Below are 19,422 nucleotides of genomic sequence, written 5' to 3'. Positions count from 1 at the left end.
GGTATTCGTTATTTCTTGATTAAATTAGCAATAGATGCCACCATCATCCCCAATGAACTAAATGTAGTAGCATAACCCAAGATATTACCTATATTAGTTTTCTTCTTAGCCTTACTAGGTACAATTATCTCACAACCAGGTTCAATCTGTTTCTTACCACTACCCTTAACCTTAGTTACCTGACCATTCATGTAAACGATGAACTTCTTACTCTTCTTCGCATTCTCAGAATAACCACCGGCCTGATTCAAGTAATAATCGATATTCTCACCTTTCATATAAGAAACTGTATTAGGAACCATCACAGCACCATTGATCGTGACTGTATTATTGTTCTTCGGAATGGAAATCACGTCACCCTCACGCAAGACAATATCGGCTGTACTACCAGGATTAGCCAGTGCTTTTTCCAAATCAATTCCAACTGTAAAATAATCTTCTACACGGATACCTAAAGAGTCAATCATAGCTTCTCCCAACTGTCTGCTCATTAGGCGGATTACATCACCCATACGTTTCTTTTCACTTGCATTAGCTACACGGGTTAACTTGGCACCACGTAAATAGGCATAATTCGTAGCGCCTCCCGCTTTATTGATCAAATCTGAAAGACGTTCTTCACGACTGGTCATGGCATAAGACCCTCCGAACAGGATTTCACCTTCAACAACTACATTCTGTTGGGCCTGATAACCCGGACTACGACGTACATAAACCTCATCATAAGGCTGAAGTACGAAACCCGGTGTGCCATCTATCACAAAACCTTCTTTCAGGGAAAATGTATACGTCCGACCGATAGTATCGTTATCCACTGTACTACGGGGATTCCTAATTCTACGAGATACATCCACACGAACAACAGAAGCGGCTTCACGCAATCCACCTGCCTGAATGATCAAATCTTCAAGGGTCATATTATCCGCATAAGGATAAGAATCAGGTTTGGCCACTTCGCCGTGGATTACAACATCTCCCCTATCTTCCAAATCATGGATACTCGGAATATAAAGAATGTCGTTTTTCGTCAGGATGATATTTTGAGAAGTACCATCCATGATGGATTTAATGTCAACAGGAATAACTTCAGTAGTAAGGTCCTCACGTTGACGATAAAGGACAGCACGGTTAAGGAAAGCATCACCTGTCAAGCCTTGGGCTTCGTTCACCAATTCGCGGACGGTATTCAGTTTACCGTTTAGCTGGTAGATACCGGGACGGTAAACGGCACCACGGATTTCAAGCTTATTAGTAAAGCGGTTAAGGATAGCCTCGGCGGTCACAACATCACCATTCCGCATTTTATAGACACTATAATCGAGGTCTTTGACAGTGTTCACTTCATACTCCTGTCCGTTCTGGCGTACGACACGCAGTGAACGGGTATAGGCGTCAGCGTCAAACCCACCGGCATAACTGATTAGAGTAGATAAGTTCTCATCCTTCTTCATTTCGAAGCGCATCGGACGTTTCACTTTTCCGTCGATCTTTACCAATATGTCATAAGCGGGAACAATCACAACATCGCCTTCTTGCAGACGAACATCATCCTGAATGTTTCCTTTCATGATAAATTGGTAGACGTCAATTGTGGCGATATTTTTACCGTTACGTACCAGCTGCACATTACGAAGGCTTCCTATGTCACTGACTCCACCGGCACGGTAAAGCGCATGGAACACAGTAGAAAAGGATGACAGAGAGTAAGTACCCGGCTGGACTACTTCACCCATTACATTAATCTGAATAGTACGGATGCTGCCCAAAGTCAGACGGATGTCAGAAGTAGGGTCATTCGTATTATTAAGACCATTATATATCTTGTTCAATGTTTTTTTGAGATAGTCATTGGCTTCAGCAATAGTCAGGCCGTTCAGGTTGACGGGACCTATTTTCTGAATGTTGATCGTGCCATCAGGAGAAATCTGTTGGCGGATAGTGTTCTGACTGGCTCCCCAGATGTCGATAATAACTTCGTCACCCGGACCGAGACGGTAATTTAAAGGGGTGGCGATGTTGACACTGGGTTCAAAAGTCAGGTTACGAGTATTGAAGATGTTACGTCCGAAAACCTGATTGCCACGTGCAAGATCTTGGGTGCTCGGATGGTCTTCCAGCATATCGGAAGTGTTCTCCTTCATTTCCTCACGAAGGCGTGATTCATTGACATCAGTACCCGTTGCAGTAGAAGCATTGACGTTGTTCTGCTGCTCATAAAGCTGCTTCACACGCATAGCCTGTTCCTTGGTCACGCCCTTACGTGCAAGTTCTGAGGCTAATTGTTTTTGTTCTTTCCCTTGTCTAATCCCCTCTTTGACATACTCCAATACTTGAGAATCGCTCATAGTTTGAGCCATCAAAGGAGAAAAAACTCCTAACAGTAGAATGAATAGAAATACGTTAAAGTTTTTTTGTATCGTCATTACTAATCTTTGTGGGTTCTACATAACCGATTGGCATATCTACACAAGCACAGCCAAGCATATTTAAACGAACGGCAATCTTACTCTTCCCCCCGACAGTCACGAGTTCGCCGACAAGGCCACTCAAAGGACCTTTAATCACACGAACTTTCTCACCACGCGCCAGTGGAGTATCATTCATACAGACTGCTTCTTCGGAATAATCGAGCATGAAACGGAAACGAGCCATCTGCTCGTCAGGAATAACGGCAGGAGTGCTTTCACCACGCATCACCATATAACGGCTGACAGTGGAGAAGCTCAGGACTTCCATACGCTCTTTTGGATTGACATGAACAAAAACCATCATGGGAAGCAAGACTGTATCAACCATCTTTCGACGGTCGCTCCATTGATGGATCTGTTGCTGAACGGGAACAAATGAATCAATTCCCATCTTAGACAAACGCTCGGATACTTTCTTCTCGTGATGCATTCGAACGAGTGCTACATACCAGCGTTTTGAGTGTGCTACGCCTTCCCCTGTCCCACTAATAGGCCCGGCATTTACTGATTTTGGTTTCGTTAAAATCATATTTTTTTACCCCATGTTATTCCGTTACTTCTTAGGTAACGGATAACACATACACGAAACGTACATTATGATGAAAATAGAAATCACGCACATGACAAAGGCGTAGAATGTGGAAAGGCCTAATACTCAACGGGAAAAATCTAGAGATTAGGCAATAAAAAGTATAGAGCATGGAAATAAGGTTATTTCATGTTCGGATAGTTTTTTGCTCTATGTTTCAGATAAAACGAAAAAAAGTGGAGGAATATTTGCTTTCTATTCGTGTTTTTGTCTATCTTTGCGTCAAATTTAATTCCGTTACCTAAGAAGTAATACACATAGTTTAATTCTGATTATTAGCATTTTACTATTTCACACCACCTACACAGCAGTTTCTAACGTAAGATAAATTCCCTTTATTTACCTCTGTACGTTCTTTTAGTCCAAAGCCTTTCAAGTAGATTTGTGTCGTTTTTATAGATTTGTGCCCCAATGATTCACTAATCATTTCAATGGAGACTCCCCGATACTTCGCAGTCGTTGCCCAAGAATGACGAAGCGTATAGGAAGTGACAGGAGATTGCAAATGCAAAGCTCTTGCCAAGTCCTTCAGAGAATTATTAAATCGACGGAGAGCGGACTGATATTCCCGATAACCTCCTTCATCCGTCCGTTTTTTATCCCCACGAAGAATATCAAACAGATAATCCGGACAGTCAGGATGAGAATCTTCCTTGCTACGGAGCTGGTTAATCATTTCCTTTGCAGTATTCAACACTTCCACGCTCATCGGGGTTTTGGTCTTGATACGGTTGTATCGCAACACGTTCTGATCGAGTGCCGATTTCTCCAGGTGGGCTAAATCAGCGAACGACATTCCACAAAATTGGAACATCAGGGCAGCAATAGCTTGCGTACGACGTAAGCGTTCCGATTTAGGATCCTCATACAGAAGCTTATGCAATTCCGTAGCAGGCAAAGCCTTTTTCTGGCGGACATCCACACCTGTATAGACATCATGAAACAGTCGCGGAACATAAGGCGCACTGCCCGCTTCCACTCCACGGTTATAGATACTACGAAGCATACGCATATACGTAGAAATCGTATTGGGCTTCAAGCCACACTCATAAAGATACTGACCGTAACGCCGTAAACGCTCACGGGTGACCTGTCTGAACGACACGTTAGACGTGCCGCAATATTTGCTGAAAGAGAAGAGCGCGTTCTTGTAGACATGCGCAGTAGAATGTCTCCCCTCCTTCCGCAAACGACCGATGTAGAATTCCGCACACCGGCTAAATCCATTTCTGTTCATCATTTGCATCACTAGTTATTTTATATATTATACCATTTGGCAAGCGACAAAAGAACAAATCTTTTGGCAGACCTGGAGCACACTTGACAAATGCGATATTATTTTTTAGTTTTATTAACCTCTTAAAAAATTAGCAAATCATGGCTAACAAAAAGACAAATCACGGAGAATCTAAAACACAAGTAAAGAACAATGTTCAAAACCCGAAAAAGAATGGAAGAGGACATCAGAGAGTGGAAATCATTAGCAAAGATGAACTGGAAGAAAGAGGCGGGCTCACCGGAGATGCAACCGCTTTACTCACGGTCTATCTGCAGAAGTTTGAAGAAGGGGAAGCTCATATCCACTACTCCAAAAAGCTCAAGGATCTGGCGGAGCATATCCATGAGAAAGAAATTTTATACATACACAAACATGGTGGGTATAAACTTATGGAAGTCAGCAGCATAGAGACTGAATTATGCGTCATTAGAAGAGCCAGAAGAGAGCAGCTGGAAGAGGAAGAAAGACAGGCCAAAGAAAAGGCCAGAAACAAGTATTGACAAAAATAATTGTGCGGATGAAATGCAAGCTATACTTTTGACGCCGTTTTTAACCGGCTAGAAACAGAGAATCATATCCCGGAAAAATGGTGACGCTATCCTGTCGGGATGGCGTCACTATAAGAGAAGGATAGCGTCACTATACTGACAACATAGCGTCACTATCTTTAAGGGAGTATTCTCACTTCACTAAACATGTATTTTTAATTTTAATTATTTTTTCAATGAAAAGAAAAATCAACAGAAGTAAGATGGAATCTTGTAAGTTAGTATGGAAAAGACGTATCGTATCTGAAAAAGGATTTTCGGAAAAATCTGCGGAAAGAATTGCGCAAAGGTGTATAGAGCTGATAGAGCGCATGCAATATGGAAATGCCATGATCGCTTTTTACAAACAGGATGGTACCTTCTGCATGGAAAAAGGCACATTGGTAGGATACGAAAAATTCTTTCATCGGGAGTATAAAAACACGGCAAGACAAGAATCGGTTGTCTACTGGAGTACGGAACAGCATGCATGGAGAAGATTTATGATCGGGAACCTGCTTGAATGGAAAGCGATTGTGTAACGTTAATAAAAGAATTTGAACGATGAGTATGATTAATAAAGGGATACCCTATTTCCCTACATCTGCAAACTTTTTCGAAGAAGAAGTCATGGAATTGTTAGAAGCCAAATTTGGAGTGTTAGCTTCTTATATCGTTTTGAGATTGCTTTGTAAAATCTACAAAGAAGGATACTATATCTCTTGGGGAAAAGAACAAAATCTGATTTTTGCACGCAAAATAGGAGAAGGCATTAAAGAGGAGATGGTGGAAAAGATTGTGGAACTACTGCTGGAAAAGAGATTTTTCCATAAAGAGACGTACGACCAATACGGAGTATTGACTTCGGAACAGATTCAGAAAGTTTGGATGGAAGCTACGGTACGGAGAAAAATTGATTACTCCCAATTACCCTATTTATTAGCGCCCAAAGAAAAAAATGGTAGACAAAAAGGCGAGTTGAACAAAGAAAATGTAGACATTTTGCCGACTCAAGTGAAGGTGAGTTCGGAAAATGATGACATTTTTCGACAAACTAAACTAAACCAAACTAAACTATATTCTGAAGAAGAAGATAAACGCGATGCTTCGTTTGAAATTCCGGGGTATGCATACAATCAGGCTACTCATAATATCAACGGGCTGATTGAAAGTCTGGACCGCTACAAAGTGACTAGTCCGGAGGAGAAGCAGACGATTCTACGGCTCTCGGATTATGGAAGAAAGGGCACGCAGGTATGGAGGCTGTTTTCCAGTACCAGCTGGAGCAAGATCGGCGCGCCGGGGAAGTATATCATTGCCGCGCTGACAAACAAGCGATGAAGAAACAGGTCGGTTAGAATATGCCCGCAACGGGCAGAATAAAAAATATCCGGATGCTCACTAAACGGACATCCGGATATCACTCTCTTTCTACCTTCTGACTAATTACCTCTCTGAATAGTTTGCCAGATTGTAACATACCGGCTTCGTGCTATTACCTACGCGATAGATACCGAACTTAAAGTAATAACCATCATCGTCGTTACGTCCAATCATGATTTTCTCATTGTCTACAATGTGTTTATTAACCTTTTTCCCTTTTTCCTGATAGTCCATCTGTACATCGAGCATACCCGGCTTCACAATTGTTTCCGCCTCTTTGCCATAAACTGTCCAATCGATATGAATACGGAATGTAATCCAACAATCTTTCGGAAAATCGGCGAAAGGCATTTTGTAAGCAATGGTCGATGCTTTATATGTAGATGTCACAGGTTTCATAACCGGTGTCTTTTCCGGATTTGCGTTGCAACGGTCGTCTTTATCTGTCAGCCATTTACGGTCGGAGTTAGCTTTGATATAAAACCATCCGCCGGAAAATCCGAATGCCAATGGAGGATAGCCACCTTGTTCCACCAGCCATCCGTTGGCCTTTCCGGCTTGATAAACGGGATTGCCTTGTTTGTCTTTCACTGGATTACCTTGCTTGTCCAGCTTGGGTTTCTTTTCGTATCCCATGTTTTTCTTAAAAATAGTAGTCTTGTCCAACTCCATGAACTCATCAGCTGTCAGTTTCTTCACTTCCCCCTGTGGAGTCTGTACCAAAGTACGATCCGGCATTCCATGCCATTGAGCAAAAATGGTGGAGACATCACTGCCTAATGTAGAAGGGATATATACCGAAAACTCATAATCGCGGGAAGCACCTTGCGGACAAATACCTTTTCCATGATGATATACAGTTTTCATTATTTGTGCTTTCTTATATGTATCGGCTGGTTTGCCTTTGAAATCATCGGAAGTTGCATAACAATAAGAAAATTCCGCACGCCCTTTTGTTTCCCCCGCTGCATATCCGGATAATGTGTTATCATCTTCTTTCAGTTCAAAACGATAAGAAGGCTTTCCGTTGAACATAAGGTTGAAATCACGTTGAATGGCATGCTTTTTTTTAGCTCCGACTGCTACCCAGCAACCATCTATAATCTGATTGACACATGCCGAATCTGCCTGTACATTTACACGCTCAGTCAGTGGCACCAAAGTCTGTGTTTCTATAGCCGGACCGGGTTTCTCGACTTGTTCAGCCATCGCCATGCATCCTGATGCCAGCACGCAAATAACAAAAATGCTTTTCTTCATTCTATTCGGTATTAAGTTTGTTGACGGTGCAAAAATACGAAAGGCAACCTCATCGGCTGCCTTTCGTTTGTCTCAAATGTTTTCACATTTGTGTAATTTTGCTGTCAACACCCTCCTAAAAGCTTAATTGGGTGCTTCATCGTTCAAATCTTCTTCAAGCATATCTACTTTCTGTATACTCATTTTTCCATCGGCAGTGATCGTTATAGAAAGCGGCATATACAAATCTGTCTGCGGATAACAAACACTTGCGGCATACACAATGCCCTGCGGAGTGGTCTTGTCGTATACAATTCCTTCCAATATAGATTTCGAGAGAAATTTTGCATCGACTACGGATGAAAAATCATTTTTGGTAAATGTCTTGTTCAATATCGTTTCATTACCGCGTGTCAGGTGCAGCACTATTTTATTGTCGACGTAAGTATCTCCCATCTCGTTTGTCACATGAGGCAGACTTTCGTCCGGAGTACGTGAAACGAGGGAATGATAATCTTTTCCTTTGAACTTAAAGTTAGTTTCGCTCTTAGACGTCTGCATACGTTGCAATCCGTGAGCATCTATACTGTCTATTCTTGTCAGCATCGACTGATTATCTGAAGATCCTTTTTTACCGCCACATGCAGTCACAGCCACCGCCAACGGCAACAAAAGCAAATAAATTAGTTTTCTCATACGTAAGTTTTCTGTTTATAAATGGATGGCAAAGGAACAAAAAGAGCGGGATATTTACAAGTGTAACCGACATTTTTCCTACATTTGCAGGAAAGAAGGAATACTTTTAGGGCAAATACGGATTTAAGCTGCAATGTATATGGGCCGTAGGTTGCTATATATGACTAACTACAAAAGTTGCTCACTTGTACTTAATAAGAATCTATTTTCACACTTATATTATAACTACTCCAGCTAAATAGCTTTCCAAAAAGTTTGAAAATCGCGGTATCTACCGTAGCAAACCAATTCGTCTCCTTCTTCCACTTTCTCATTTCCCGGTAATTCATTCTTCACATGAAGCTCGGTCAGAGAAATACCCAGACAGTTAGTGATCTTATTCGCCCGTTTCAATCCTATCATTTTTAAATGAAACTCTTCATCCAAGTTTAACTCATTCACAAAATATCCTACAAATTTCTTCGGAACCGTGAACTTCACAACATAATAATCCTGATCGATGCGGAATCCTTCCATGTTAGTACCGAAGTCAAGCAGTTGTACCAAGCTACGGGCAGCATCTTCTTCCGGAGTCAGAATTCGTTCCAGATCAAAAGCTTCAAGCACCGCTTTATGTACGGCATCAATAGCACGGGCAAAGATACGGGGAACCTTTTTCTGCTTCAACAGAGCAACGACACGTATCGACGCACCAAAATTCTCTCCAATCGCTACAATGACTATATCCACATTATTCAATGGCAATACTGATAATGACTGTTCGTCAGTGGCATCAATGACAAAAGCAGTAGCAACCTTATCTTTGATAGAGTCTACACGACTTTCGCTAATATCCGCACCTATAATCTCGTGTCCCAAGGCGGACAATTCTTCCGCCAACACATGGCCGTAATTTCCTAAACCAATAATAATATACTTCATATCTTTAGTTTATTATGATGTTATCACTCGGATAACGGTATTTTGTATTCTTTTTCTGTTTGACGATGCCCAACATCAATGTTATTAACCCCACACGGCCAATAAACATCAACAAAGACACCAATAGTTTGCTTGCGTCGCACAAATGAGGGGTCAGATTCAGACTGGATCCCACGGTACTAAGCGCAGAGACACATTCGAAAGTCAATGCCATAATGGAAACACCCGGTTCGAGTATGCTCAATGTAAAAATAAAAATAAATAAGACTCCCAATGACATGACTACTGTTGCATTGGAACGCCGGATTGAATCGTAAGACAATTCTCTACCGAACACTTCTACTCGTTCAGTGCCACGCAATACGGCCACAAGATTCAGAACTACGACCGCAAAAGCATTCACTTTCACACCACCTGCCGTGGACTGTGAGCCACCGCCAACCCACATCAGAAATAGATAAACCAATAATGTCTGCACACTCAATGATGCCAGGTCGACACTGCTGAAACCGGCTGTTCGCGGACAAGTGGCATTAAAGAAAGCTTGAGTCCATTTGTCTGCCACAGGCATACCGGCAAAGGAAGCATTCCACTCAAAAGCTGCGATAGCCAATGTGCCGATTAATAAAAGCAGAAAGGTCATGATTAACACGATTTTCGTATTCAGGTTGTAGAGGTGTTGCATTTTATGCCGTTCCAATTTGCGGGTACGGATCAATTTCCAGAAACGACGGAAGTGATACAATACAATATCCTTGAAATTGACAAGGATGGGGAAACCGATACCACCAAAGATTATCAGTAGAGAAACGGAAATAAACAGCCAATTGTGATTGGTCATCACCATCGGATTTCCTAAATTGCCGGAAAGCGTAGAAAAGCCTGCATTACAAAAAGCTGAAATAGAATGGAAAGCAGCAAAACCTAACTCTCCTTCCAGGGTCATTCCCAACGTACCGTGAATACTAAACCAAATCGAAAGCATGCCGATCCCTTCAATCACTAAGGTGAAACCTAATATATATAATAAGGTAGACAATAAAGAGCCTAACGAATTGGAACTAACCATATCACGCACAACGAGCTGATTGTAGATGGAGGTATTTCCCATAAAGAACATGGCGAAGAAACTGGTTAATGTCATCACTCCCAATCCACCAATCTGAATCAACAGGATAATGACAACTAACCCTGAAGTGGTGAATGTAGTGGACACATCTACCGGTACCAAGCCTGTAACGCATACGGCACTGGTAGCGGTAAACAAAGAGTCTACCCAAGTGATGCCATTTACCGTACAGCGCGGAAGCATCAACAAACCTGCTCCAATCAGAATAATAGCCATAAAACTGACTGCCAATATCAAAGACGGATTGGTACGCCGTCCCAATAGACGCACCAGTCCATTGGACAGATTGAGGAAAGAAAGGACTAACAATAACAAGAGATGATAAAACTTCCCATCCAGAAATTCCCAAATATGCAGAATGGCCCCTTCTTCTTCCGGACGATGAAATATGACGGGTACTAAAGTGAGATATAACAATCCGCTCAATATCCAGGCTAATCGCCGGTATTGCTTTTTGGTATTCCGGTATTCCAGCGAGATATGTAAAGTTACATCAATCAGAAAAATGATCCAGACAGTTTTATACAATGTCTGCAAATTCGCCACTTCATCAATAGATAAGGGAAAGCCATGTTCATATACTACTCCGACAATCAATAATAAGGAAGCCAGATAGGTGAGTGCTTCTACCAGCCCTAACAAGATACGTACATAGGGTTTTAGCAGTTTATTCTGATACAATAAAAACTTATGATAAATCTTCATATCATCTTTTTTAACGGGGTCGTGCAAACTTAATTAAAATAACAATCAAACACGATTCTTTGTTGACAAAATTTTCTGAATATTAAAAATTTGACTACTTTTGGCAACAGAAAACTAAAAAACTACAATATTATGAGTGAAAAAAGAAAACGGTATATCCTACCGGAAGAAGAAATTCCACATTACTGGTACAACATTCAGGCCGATATGGTGAACAAGCCTATGCCTCCGTTGCACCCGGGAACCAAACAACCGCTGAAAGCAGAAGATTTATATCCGATTTTCGCAAAAGAGCTGTGTCATCAAGAGCTGAATCAGACAGATGCATGGATCGAAATACCGGAAGAAGTGCGTGAAATGTACAAGTACTACCGCAGCACTCCGCTGGTCCGTGCTTATGGTTTGGAAAAAGCACTCGGCACTCCGGCTCATATCTATTTTAAGAACGAAAGCGTAAGCCCTATCGGTTCGCATAAGTTGAACTCTGCATTGGCACAAGCTTATTATTGCAAAGAAGAAGGAGTGACCAACATTACCACTGAAACCGGTGCCGGACAATGGGGAGCCGCTCTTTCTTATGCAGCCAAGGTTTTCGGTCTGGAAGCCGCCGTTTATCAGGTAAAGATCAGTTATGAACAAAAGCCATACCGCCGCAGCATTATGCAGACTTTCGGAGCACAGGTCACTCCTTCTCCATCCATGTCTACCCGTGCCGGTAAAGATATTCTGACTAAACATCCCAATTACCAGGGTTCATTGGGAACAGCTATTTCGGAAGCTATCGAACTGGCACAAATGACTCCTAACTGTAAATATACGCTCGGTTCCGTACTTAGCCATGTGACTCTTCACCAGACTATTATCGGACTGGAAGCTGAAAAACAGATGGAAATGGCTGGCGAATATCCGGATATCGTGATCGGTTGTTTCGGAGGTGGTTCCAACTTCGGAGGTATCTCTTTCCCGTTCATGCGCCACACGATACAGGAAGGAAAAAAGACTCGTTTCGTTGCTGCCGAACCAGCTTCTTGTCCGAAACTGACACGTGGTAAGTTCCAGTATGACTTCGGTGATGAAGCCGGATATACTCCGTTGCTGCCGATGTTTACTTTGGGACACAATTTTGCTCCGGCTCATATCCATGCCGGTGGACTTCGTTATCACGGCGCAGGTGTAATCGTTTCACAGTTGCTCAAAGACAATCTGATGGAAGCGGTAGATATACAGCAACTGGAATCTTTCGAAGCCGGTTGCCTGTTTGCGCAGTCTGAAGGTATTATTCCGGCTCCCGAATCCAGCCACGCTATTGCAGCGGCTATCCGCGAAGCTAACAAATGTAAGGAGACAGGAGAAGAGAAAGTGATTCTGTTCAATCTTTCGGGACATGGTCTGATCGATATGGCTTCTTATGATAAGTATTTGGCCGGTGATCTGGTGAATTATACATTGAATGACGAAGATATTCAAAAGAATTTAGACGAAATAGGAGATTTAGCTAAATAATAAATTGCCTACCAATTTCAAGTTTCACCACAGATTACGCCGATTACCACAGATTTAATTGTAATTCGAAGATTGTTGATACAAAAATCTGTGGTAATCGGTATAATCTGTGGTATTTTTTCATCCCCTATATTTACTTTCTCTCTATTGAATACCTCCATATAAAAGATTTTGCTATCTTTGATGCCATTATTAATCTTATGAACTAATAATGAACAGCCTTAAAAAAATAACAATCTGTCTACTCTTTCTATGTATAGGGGTTAATTGCGTTTTTTCTGAAGTTCCGGAGCAAATTAACTTCTCTTATATTTCTATTAACGAAGGATTGTCACAAAGCACCGTATTCTCTATCGATCAGGACCAAAGAGGTAATATGTGGTTCGCTACCTATGATGGAGTAAACAAGTATGACGGGTATTCATTTACAGTTTATCAACATAATGAAGAGGATCCGAACAGTATTGCTAATGACATTTCACGAATCGTAAAGACTGACAGTCAGGGACGTGTCTGGATTGGTACGCGAGATGGTTTGTCATATTATGACGAAGAAAAAGACAAGTTCAGAAATTTCTTCTATGAGAAAAAGGGCAAACGGCAACAAATCAACGGTATTGCAGAAATCTCACCGGAACAATTGCTTATAAGCACACAAGAAGGTCTGACCATGTTCGATATTAAAGAATCCAAGTTTGTAGACGATTCTTTTAGTACCGCTATGCACAAGCTTATAGCTTCAGCTCTTTACAGACAGGGGGATATTATCTATATCGGTACCCCGGTTGACGGGCTTTACAGCTATTCCATTCCTCAAAAGAAACTGGAAAAGATTACTCCGATAACGGAAACGAAACAGATTCAGGCCATTTTGCAGCAATCTCCTACCCGTATATGGATAGCTACCGAAGGAGCCGGCCTGCTTCTGCTCAATCCAAAAACGAAAGAGGTCAAGGCTTACCATCATTCTTCTTCCAATCCTAAAAGTATCAGTTCCAATTATATCCGCTCTCTGGCACTGGATTCGCAAAATCGCTTATGGATAGGAACGTTTAATGATCTAAACATTTATCATGAAGGAAGCGATTCTTTCGTTTCCTACAGTAGCAGTCCGGTAGAAAACGGTAGTTTGTCACAACGTTCGGTTCGCAGTATTTTTATGGATTCGCAAGGAGGCATGTGGCTTGGGACCTATTTCGGGGGATTGAACTATTATCATCCTATCCGCAACAGATTTAAGAATATCCAGCGTATTCCCTATAAGAATTCTTTAAGCGATAACGTAGTCAGCTGCATTACGGAAGATAAGGATAAGAATTTATGGATAGGAACAAATGATGGTGGTTTGAATCTATATAATACAAAGACACAACAGTTTACGCACTATATCTTACAGGAAGACGAACGGGAAATCGGTATTGGTTCCAACAATATCAAAGCCGTATATGTAGATGAACAAAAATCACTTGTATATATAGGTACACATGCCGGCGGACTGACTGTTCTCCATCGAAACAGCGGAAAAATGGAAAGTTTTAATCAGATGAACAGCCAGTTGGTTAATGAGAATGTATATGCTATTCTTCCTGACAAAGGAGGGAATCTCTTATTGGGGACATTAAGTGCTTTGGTTAGTTTTAACCCGGAAAAAAGGAGTTTTACCACCATTGATAAGGAAAAGGACGGTACTCCATTTACTTCACAACGAATCACAATCCTGTTCAGAGATTCCCATAAACGGCTTTGGATCGGAGGCGAGGAAGGTATATCTGTCTTTCAGCAGGAAGGAATCGAGATAGAAAAGGCGCCTATTCTTCCGGAATCATCTGTAACAAAGACGTTTACCAATTGCATTTACGAGGCTACCAACGGTATCATTTGGGTAGGTACGCGTGAAGGATTCTACTGTTTTAATGAGAAAGAGAAGAAAATCAAACGATATACTACGGCTAGCGGTTTACCCAACAATGTGGTATATGGTATTCTGGAAGATACTTTCGGACGTCTTTGGGTAAGTACCAACCGTGGCATTTCCTGTTTCAATCCGGAGACAGAGAAGTTCCGTAATTTTACGGAATCTGACGGGTTACAGAGTAATCAGTTTAATACTTCTTCGTTCTGTCGTACTTCAAGTGGTCAAATGTATTTCGGAGGCATCAACGGAATCACTACTTTCCGCCCGGAATTGTTGTTGGATAACCCTTATACGCCTCCGGTAGTTATCACCAAACTTCAACTGTTTAACAAGACAGTTCGTCCGGATGATGAAACCGGTATCCTGACTAAGAATATCAATGAGACAAAAAGTATCACCCTGAAATCATGGCAAACTGCTTTCACGATTGAATTTGTAGTATCCAATTATATTTCCGGACAACATAATACTTTCGCTTACAAATTGGAAGGATATGACAAAGAGTGGTATTATCTGACAGACAAACGTACTGTCTCCTACTCCAACCTGCCACAAGGCACTTATCATTTTTTAGTAAAAGCAGCCAATAGCGACGGAAAATGGAACACCGTACCTACGATGTTGGAAATCATAGTTCTCCCTATATGGTACAAGACCTGGTGGGCAATCATGATTTTCCTCGCCACTTTTATTGGCTTTATCACTTTCGTCTTCCGTTTCTTCTGGATGCGTAAGAGTATGGAAGCAGAACTGGAACTTGAACGCAGGGACAAGGAGCATCAAGAAGAAATCAATCAGATGAAGATGCGTTTCTTCATCAACATTTCGCATGAACTTCGCACGCCGTTAACTCTCATCTTAGCTCCTTTACAAGAAATAATCAATAAGATTAGTGATCGCTGGACTCGTAACCAGCTGGAATATATCCAGCGCAACGCCAATCGTCTATTACATCTTGTCAACCAATTGATGGATTATCGCCGTGCCGAATTGGGGGTTTTCGAGCTGAAAGTAAAGAAAGAGAATGCGCACCAACTGATACAGGATAATTTCTTGTTCTACGATAAACTGGCACGCCACAAAAAGATTACTTATACTCTCCACTCCGAGCTGGAAGAGAAAGAGGAACTTTTCGATCCGAATTATCTGGAACTGATCGTTAACAACCTGCTTTCAAATGCTTTCAAATATACAGAAAGTGGGCAAAGCATTACTGTTACGCTGAAAGAGGAAAACAACTGGCTGGTGCTGCAAGTTAGTGATACAGGCATTGGCATTCCTATCAACAAGCAGGGAAAAATATTCGAACGTTTCTATCAGATAGAGAGTGAGCACGTAGGAAGCGGCATCGGGCTGTCATTGGTACAGCGTTTGGTGGAACTGCATCACGGACATATTGAGTTAGACAGTGAAGAAGGCAAAGGCAGTACTTTCTCTGTTTATCTGCCACAGGATATAAACATCTACAAACCTTCCGAATTAGCTTCTAATGACGCTAAAAATGAGGAAGAGCAGGTTTATTCTACCAACTCGAAAGAAATGTATTTCATTGATACGGAAAAGGTAGAAAACGAAACGATCGAAACCGGTGACAAGAAACGTGGTACGATTCTTATCGTAGAAGATAATAATGAAATCCGCCATTACCTAAGTAGCGGACTTGCCGAACTTTTCAATACACTGGAAGCCGGAAATGGTGAAGAAGCCCTGGAAAAGTTGAAAGAGAATGAAGTGGACATTATTGTGACTGATGTCATGATGCCTGTGATGGATGGAATCAAGCTGTGCAAGAATGTGAAACAGAATATCCGTACCTGTCACATTCCTGTGATCATCCTGTCTGCCAAAAGCGAAACCAAAGATCAGATGGAAGGCTTGCAAATGGGCGCAGATGATTATATCCCGAAACCGTTCTCGCTGGCTATCCTGACTACGAAGATACAGAACATGATGCGTACCCGCAGGCGTATGCTTGAACGATATTCCAAATCTCTGGAAGTAGAACCGGAAAAGATTACGTTCAACGCCATGGACGAAGCTTTGTTGAAACGTGCCGTAGCCATCGTTGAAAAGAATATGGATAATATTGAATTCTCTACCGACGAGTTCGCCAGAGAAATGAATATGAGCCGTTCTAATCTGCATCTCAAATTGAAAGCCATCACAGGTGAATCGACTATCGACTTTATACGCAAGATTCGTTTCAATGAAGCGGCAAAATTACTGAAGGATGGCCGCTATACAATAGCAGAGGTCAGCACAATGGTAGGATTTAATACGCCGTCTTACTTTGCTACGAGTTTCAAAAAGTATTTCGGATGTTTGCCTACGGAGTATATTAAGAAAGCAAAAGGATAAACAACCCCAATGTATAAGACAGTACTTTTCTTTTTTTCAGTAGGGTTTTGAGCTAAATTCATAGTTACAAGGATTAATCTAGCGCAATAGTCTTTTTAATAATTCTTCTTGGAGCTATTATTTTCTTAGTTCCCTAATAAATTTGCGTTCCACTTAAGTGGGGCGATAGTTCAACTTAAGTGGTTCTATCGTTCGACTTAAGTGGAACGCAAACTAGAATGTAGAGCTAATTATTATTTATAGAAGAGTAAGAAACTAAACACAGTATTAAGACAGCTTATCTCTTATTGATTATTGACAACTAGCGTTCAGTTCGTCTCCGTACCGTTTCCTTCCTGTATCAAAATGAATTAGTAATAGGATGAAGGTTACATTATGATGTATAAAAAGCTTAATATCAGCCTAAAAACCGTTTTTCTAAACATTATTAATATATGATTCAACAATATTAATATCAAAAAATCATTTTTTGAACAAAGTGTGAACAAGATGGATTAGCATTTCTAAATAAACAGATTACATTTGCAAACAGTAAAATATAACTTTTAATAATTAAAACCTAATAAAGTATGAAGAACATCTTTATTTGTTTATTCGCAATGTTCTTTTTGTCTAATTGCACAGACGACAAAGATGAATTAATCATTGGAGAACCCAACAACGACAAAGAAACGATTCTTCCCGACGAAGGTGAAGGAATTGACAAAAAACTATTTGAGGTCATCAATCTGGATTATAAAGGTCTAGAAAAAGTAAAACAGTACTATGAAGCAGGAAACTATCAATTGGCTGCTAATGCATTACTAGATTATTATCGTATGCGTACAGATGTAGTAAACCCGAATGTAACTCTTTTAGGAACTACAGCATCAGCAGTGGAACTAAACATTGCAAATCAAGCTCTGGACTATCGTTTTTATGTAAGGAACTTCCCTGAAACTAGGGGAGAAACCGATGGAGTTAGAGACGAGTCAAAAGATACTTACTATTCTTTCAAAAATAGTGATGGAACAATAAATTGGAACTTAAAGGTTGACGGCATAACAGATAATGAGTTCAAATATCAGCGTCATCGTCATCAGTGGATGATACCTCAAGCTAAAGCTTATTACATGACTAAAGACGAGAAATACATATTGTCTTGGAAAGAAGTTTTCACCGACTGGATGAAAAATTATCCATGTCCGGAAGTTATTAAGGATGAATATTTTCCATGGTCCGGATTACAAATCGCAGAGCGAGTTAGCTCACAAGCTGATTTAATGACCTATTATATACATTCTGCCAATTTCACTCCTGAATGGTTATCCATCTTTCTCACTCAGTATGTAGATCAGGTGGAGAGCATCCGCAAACTCTATAAACCGGAAGGTAATATATTAGTAACACAGTTATATTCACTTACTTTAGCTGGTGTTTTATTCCCGGAACTAAAGAAAGCAGAAGAATGGGTGGAAGAAGGTACCCGCAAATTAAATGAACAAATAAAAGAACAGTTCAATCCCGACGGTATACAAAATGAGCTTGACCCGAGTTATCATGTAGGTGCTATTTCAGACTTCTATAACGCCTACGAAGTGGCAAAGGAGAATAATAAAGCACATTATTTTTCAGCCGATTATATGCCGTCCTTACGTAAAGCAACAGAATTTGTGATGGACTTAGTTTATCCGAACTACTCTGTAGAAAATTTTAACGATACTCGTTCAGGACGTATGCAAAAGAGTATGTTGATAAAGAATTTCACACGCTATGCACAGATGTTTCCGGACAACGAAGGTATGAAATGGATGGCTACCCAAGGTAAAGAAGGTAAAAAACCAACTTATACATTAAAAGCATACGAATATTCCGGTTATTACATGCTACGTAATGGATGGGATCAAGACCCTAGTAAGGTGTCCATGTTCATCTTAAAGAACAACTATAATCCTAAAAAGAAATGGCATTGTCAAGCGGATAATAATACATTCAGCTTATTCCATAAAGGACGTAACTTCTTCCCTGATGCAGGTGTATATGCATATAGTGGTGATCCCGCCAGAGATAAATATAGCCAAAGTTTCTGGCATAATACAATGACGATTACGACCACAAATATCAATAAGATGGAAGGTCATTATGTCCATAAAGGAACACAAGACAATACAAATTACATAGTTACAGAGAATGAACCATACGAAAATTCATCTCTAACCCATAGACGTTCTGTATTCCATGTCAACAAAGAGTTCTTTGTGCTTGTTGATGAATTATACATGAAAAATCCTGAAGAAGCGTATAATACAGGCAAATACAATTTGAATTTCAATCTTTGTGCACCTGAAAATGAAATAACTTTCGACAATTCGAATTCCAAAGCAGCCCATGGCATACATACTAACTACAGTGATAATAACAATATTGTTATTTATACATCATCTGAAGATTATGATTCATCTGCAACTTTTAAAAGCAACGTATCCAATGATCATGGTGTGGTTAATATTGAAAATCGTTTAGGATATAAAATTTCACTTAGAAAGAACAAAGATAGAGAAACAATTCGTGCTATTACCGTCATATACCCGACTTCCAATCCAACAGGTACTACAATTAATGCTGAATTTACCGATGGAGGTTACACAGGAAAAGCTGTTGCAATCAAAGTCACGGTAAATGGTACTCCTTATGAGTTAAGCTATACAATACCAGAAAATAATAACTAATA

The 19,422-nt window shown here is 40.6% G+C and carries 13 protein-coding genes; 6 read left to right on the top strand and 7 right to left on the bottom strand.

Annotated features, from left to right (window positions below; translation table 11 throughout):
- Nucleotides 1–8: 8 nt before the first annotated feature.
- The 3 genes from GD631_RS11805 to GD631_RS11795 form a co-directional block, all read right to left on the bottom strand.
- Nucleotides 9–2,423, bottom strand: a complete 2,415-nt coding sequence (locus tag GD631_RS11805; protein ID WP_185911451.1) for a polysaccharide biosynthesis/export family protein — start codon at nt 2,421–2,423, stop codon at nt 9–11.
- The gene (locus GD631_RS11800) at nt 2,401–2,997 is read right to left on the bottom strand and encodes a UpxY family transcription antiterminator (protein WP_008025447.1); all 597 of its coding nucleotides are present in this window, start codon (nt 2,995–2,997) and stop codon (nt 2,401–2,403) included. The genes GD631_RS11805 and GD631_RS11800 overlap by 23 nt, the downstream gene beginning before the upstream one ends.
- Nucleotides 2,998–3,343: 346 nt before the next feature.
- On the bottom strand, nt 3,344–4,297 hold the full coding sequence (locus GD631_RS11795; protein ID WP_280526307.1) for a tyrosine-type DNA invertase cluster 3b: 954 nt from the start codon (nt 4,295–4,297) through the stop codon (nt 3,344–3,346).
- 137 nt (nt 4,298–4,434) lie between these two features.
- Here GD631_RS11795 and GD631_RS11790 point away from each other — a divergent pair, with 137 nt between their 5' ends.
- The 3 genes from GD631_RS11790 (at nt 4,435) to GD631_RS11780 (ending at nt 6,204) form a co-directional block, all read left to right on the top strand.
- Entirely contained in the window at nt 4,435–4,836 is a 402-nt protein-coding gene (locus GD631_RS11790) for a DUF4119 family protein (protein WP_143260391.1), read from the top strand.
- Between the two features lie 224 nt (nt 4,837–5,060).
- The gene (locus GD631_RS11785; RefSeq protein ID WP_143260390.1) at nt 5,061–5,405 is read left to right on the top strand and encodes an SH3 beta-barrel fold-containing protein; all 345 of its coding nucleotides are present in this window, start codon (nt 5,061–5,063) and stop codon (nt 5,403–5,405) included.
- A gap of 22 nt (nt 5,406–5,427) precedes the next feature.
- On the top strand, nt 5,428–6,204 hold the full coding sequence (locus GD631_RS11780; protein ID WP_143260389.1) for a DUF4373 domain-containing protein: 777 nt from the start codon (nt 5,428–5,430) through the stop codon (nt 6,202–6,204).
- 105 nt (nt 6,205–6,309) lie between these two features.
- Here GD631_RS11780 and GD631_RS11775 read toward each other — a convergent pair whose 3' ends face one another.
- The 4 genes from GD631_RS11775 to GD631_RS11760 form a co-directional block, all read right to left on the bottom strand.
- The gene (locus tag GD631_RS11775) at nt 6,310–7,506 is read right to left on the bottom strand and encodes a heparin lyase I family protein (protein WP_185911450.1); all 1,197 of its coding nucleotides are present in this window, start codon (nt 7,504–7,506) and stop codon (nt 6,310–6,312) included.
- A gap of 123 nt (nt 7,507–7,629) precedes the next feature.
- Entirely contained in the window at nt 7,630–8,181 is a 552-nt protein-coding gene (locus tag GD631_RS11770; protein WP_143260388.1) for a DUF4738 domain-containing protein, read from the bottom strand.
- 234 nt (nt 8,182–8,415) lie between these two features.
- Complete coding sequence (locus GD631_RS11765) at nt 8,416–9,102, bottom strand: potassium channel family protein (RefSeq protein ID WP_143260387.1); 687 nt, start codon at nt 9,100–9,102, stop codon at nt 8,416–8,418.
- A gap of 4 nt (nt 9,103–9,106) precedes the next feature.
- The gene (locus tag GD631_RS11760; RefSeq protein ID WP_143260386.1) at nt 9,107–10,936 is read right to left on the bottom strand and encodes a TrkH family potassium uptake protein; all 1,830 of its coding nucleotides are present in this window, start codon (nt 10,934–10,936) and stop codon (nt 9,107–9,109) included.
- Between the two features lie 132 nt (nt 10,937–11,068).
- On the opposite strand from GD631_RS11760, the gene GD631_RS11755 reads away from it, so the two are divergent.
- The 3 genes from GD631_RS11755 to hepC all read left to right on the top strand — a co-directional run bounded on the left by GD631_RS11755 (nt 11,069) and on the right by hepC (nt 19,420).
- Nucleotides 11,069–12,439, top strand: coding sequence for a TrpB-like pyridoxal phosphate-dependent enzyme (locus GD631_RS11755; protein WP_143260385.1), 1,371 nt, complete (start codon nt 11,069–11,071; stop codon nt 12,437–12,439).
- 211 nt (nt 12,440–12,650) lie between these two features.
- Nucleotides 12,651–16,712 (top strand): hybrid sensor histidine kinase/response regulator transcription factor, encoded by a 4,062-nt coding sequence (locus tag GD631_RS11750; RefSeq protein WP_143260384.1) that lies wholly within the window; start codon nt 12,651–12,653, stop codon nt 16,710–16,712.
- Between the two features lie 569 nt (nt 16,713–17,281).
- Entirely contained in the window at nt 17,282–19,420 is a 2,139-nt protein-coding gene (gene hepC, locus GD631_RS11745) for a heparin-sulfate lyase HepC (protein ID WP_143260383.1), read from the top strand.
- Nucleotides 19,421–19,422 lie beyond the last annotated feature (2 nt).

The sequence above is a fragment of the Bacteroides luhongzhouii genome (assembly GCF_009193295.2).
Lineage (GTDB): Bacteria > Bacteroidota > Bacteroidia > Bacteroidales > Bacteroidaceae > Bacteroides > Bacteroides luhongzhouii.
Note: the sequence above shows the minus strand (reverse complement) of the source record. Positions and strands in the feature narration are given on the sequence as shown.